4 protein-coding genes are annotated in these 2615 nt (G+C 64.0%); all 4 read right to left on the bottom strand.

Features of this window, described 5'->3' with window-relative positions; genetic code table 11:
- The coding region (locus EN984_RS30520; protein ID WP_164752540.1) for a molybdopterin cofactor-binding domain-containing protein at nucleotides 1-735 on the bottom strand (735 nt) is incomplete at its 3' end.
- A gap of 13 nt (nucleotides 736-748) precedes the next feature.
- Nucleotides 749-1231, bottom strand: a complete 483-nt coding sequence (locus EN984_RS30515) for a (2Fe-2S)-binding protein (protein ID WP_127266794.1) — start codon at nucleotides 1229-1231, stop codon at nucleotides 749-751.
- Nucleotides 1232-1289: 58 nt separating this feature from the next.
- Nucleotides 1290-2084, bottom strand: a complete 795-nt coding sequence (locus EN984_RS30510) for an FAD binding domain-containing protein (RefSeq protein ID WP_127266793.1) — start codon at nucleotides 2082-2084, stop codon at nucleotides 1290-1292.
- A 13-nt stretch (nucleotides 2085-2097) separates the two neighbouring features.
- Nucleotides 2098-2541 (bottom strand): SRPBCC family protein, encoded by a 444-nt coding sequence (locus tag EN984_RS30505; RefSeq protein WP_127266792.1) that lies wholly within the window; start codon nucleotides 2539-2541, stop codon nucleotides 2098-2100.
- Between the last annotated feature and the right edge of the window lie 74 nt (nucleotides 2542-2615).

Here is a 2615-nt window from a genome sequence, read left to right as displayed (position 1 = left end):
CTGCAGGATGATCGAGGTGTTGTCGAGCGTGAAGAACATCGCCTGCGTGTTGGTGTAGCAGGTGAAGCGGTCATTGCCCTCGGGTGCCACCACGCAGCCGGTGGTCTCGGTCGGCGCATGTTCGATCGGCGAGGACTGGTAGCTCTCCTCCAATATGTGGTCGGCGCCGGCGAAGCCCGCCTCGACATCGCCGAAGCGCACCTTGCGGCACTCGCCGCTGTCGTAGAGATAATAATTCTGGCCGTGATATTCGTTGACCAGCGGTGCGCCGGGCTTCAGCGCCTCTTCCATATCGAAGACGGCCGGCAGCACCTCATAGTCGACCTTGACCTTGGCTGCGGCCTCTTGCGCGGCACGCTCGGTTTCGGCCAGCACCGCCACTACGGCCTCGCCCTTCCAGCGCACCTTGCCGTCGGCCAGTACGGTCTCGTCCTCCGGCCCGACCTGGATCAGGATCAGGATGGTGTAGACATTGTGCGGCACGTCCTTGGCGGTCAGAATTTTCACCACACCCGGATGCTTTTCCGCTTCCGACGTGTCGATCGAGCGGATGCGGGCATGGTGATGCGGGCTGCGCACCATCTTCAGGTGCAGCATGCCGGGGAAATTGCGGTCGGCGAAAAAGGCGGTCTTGCCGGTGACATGGCCGGGTGAATCGGAGCGCGGCCGAGGTTGGCCGATCTCGTGCAGATCATCTTTGCGGACATCGGCGAAGTAGTTCTTGCGCAGTTCCATTCTTTTGGACCCCTCAGGCCGCGTTCTGCGAATTGGCGCGGGCGGCAGTCAGCACCGCCTTGATGATCGGTTCGTAGCCGGTGCAACGGCAGATGTTGCCCGATAGCGCCTCGACCACCTCGTCGCGGCTGGGGTTGGGCGTATGATCGAGCAGCACCTTGGCCGCCATGATCATGCCCGGCGTGCAGAAGCCGCATTGCGTGGCGAAGGTGTCGAGGAAGGCGCGCTGCAGCGGGTGCAGCACGCCGCTTTCCGAAAGCCCTGAAGTCGTGCTGATGGCCGCCCCATTGCAGGTTTCGGCCAGCGTCAGGCAGGAGAGCCTGAGTTCGCCGTCTATGATGACCGAACAGGCGCCGCAGGTGCCTTGATGGCAGCCGCCTTTCGGCGAGGTGTCGCCGATCTTGTCGCGCAGCGCCTGGAGCAGCGTCGTGCCGCTGTCGATGAATTCGGCCTTTTCCGAGCCGTTGAGCGTGAATTGAACCGGAACCTTTGCCATGTTTTCCTCCCAGCGCGCCTGCCCAACCAGCGGACAGACGCGCGCCCCCGAACGAATATTAAGCGAGCAGCAACCGGCCGAGATGAACCGGCAGGACTTCGGCGCGATACCAGGCGCTGGCGATCGGGTCGGTGATGGGCGAGATGCCATCGCCGGCCGCGGCCAAGGCCGGCGCGATGCCGTCAGCGGTCAGCGTTCGGCCGATCAGCGCTTTTTCCGCCGCCCTGGCGCGCATTGGCCGATCCGCCATGCAGCCGAGCGCGATCCGCGCCGAGGTCACGGTGCCATCCGACGACAGTTCCAGAACGGCGGCTATGCTGAGCACAGAGACGCCCTTGGGCTTGACCCTCGACACTTTCAGGAAGCGGAAACTGTCGGCCTTCGGAAGCGTGAAGCTCACGGAAGTGACGACGGCGCGGCTGCCGTCCCGATTGGCCAGAAAAGTCTCGATCGGCGTTTGCCCGTCATCGGTGCCGACCGTCGCATCGAGCGCCAGCAGGGCAACGGCGAAATCGCCATAGGGGGCCGGGGCAAAAAGATTGCCGCCGATGGTCGCCATGTTGCGGATGGCCGGGCCGCCGACGGCGCGAGCGGCCTTGGCGAGCGTGCCGAGCTCCGGATGACTGGCGATCGCCGCCATCGTCACCGAAGCGCCGATGCGGACTTTGCCGCCGGCAACAGCGATGGTGGACAAAGACGGCTCGGTCGACCTGACAAGGCCGGAAACCGAAACATCGCCTTCATTGGCCGCGCGGACGACCAGCGTGCCGCCGCCGAGATAGCGTGTGCCCTGGGCTTTCAGTGCCGCGTTCGCGTCTTTCACCGTTGCAAAGGTCTGCAGTGCCAGCGCCATGGTTTGGCTCCTGTCAGCTCTGGCCGGCGAAATGGCTTTTCAGGGCGTTGAAGCCGCCCTGAAAGACATTCGCGCCCATGCCCTCGGCCAGCTTGTCTGCCTCCTCGGGCGCGGCGTCGAAGCTGGCGGTCCATTCGGCGTAGGTGCGGTCGCCATCGGTCACACGCCGCAGCTGCAGGGTCGCCTTGTGATTGGTCAGCGGTTGCGGCGTCTCGAGGATGGAGTAGCTGACCAGGAAATTCTGATCGGAGAAGTCGAGCAACTTTTCGCGCAGGCGGGCGCCGCTGGCGAGCTGGAAATTGCGCACGCAGCCGATCATGGTGGCATCCTTGCCGTCTTCAATGTGGCTCTCCACCATGCGCGGATGCCAGCCCGGCAGCCCGTTGAAGTCGCGTATGCGCGCCCAGACCTTTTCGACCGGCGCGTCGATGACGCTGGATATGGTGACTTTGGCCATTCAAATGTTCCCTTGCAAAAGCGATCCGGTGCAAGGGTAGGGCGGCCATTTCAGCGGCGCTTATCAATGCGTCT

It is taken from the genome of Mesorhizobium sp. M7A.F.Ca.CA.004.12.1.1, assembly GCF_003997835.1.
GTDB lineage: Bacteria > Pseudomonadota > Alphaproteobacteria > Rhizobiales > Rhizobiaceae > Mesorhizobium.
The sequence above is the reverse complement of the archived record's forward strand: the minus strand, read 5'-3'. Positions and strand labels throughout refer to the sequence as shown.

Coding starts and splice junctions, on each gene's coding strand:
- EN984_RS30505 (WP_127266792.1), bottom strand. CDS start 2,541: ATGGCCAAAGTCACCATATCCAGCGTCATCGACGCGCCGGTCGAAAAG.
- EN984_RS30515 (WP_127266794.1), bottom strand. CDS start 1,231: ATGGCAAAGGTTCCGGTTCAATTCACGCTCAACGGCTCGGAAAAGGCC.
- EN984_RS30510 (WP_127266793.1), bottom strand. CDS start 2,084: ATGGCGCTGGCACTGCAGACCTTTGCAACGGTGAAAGACGCGAACGCG.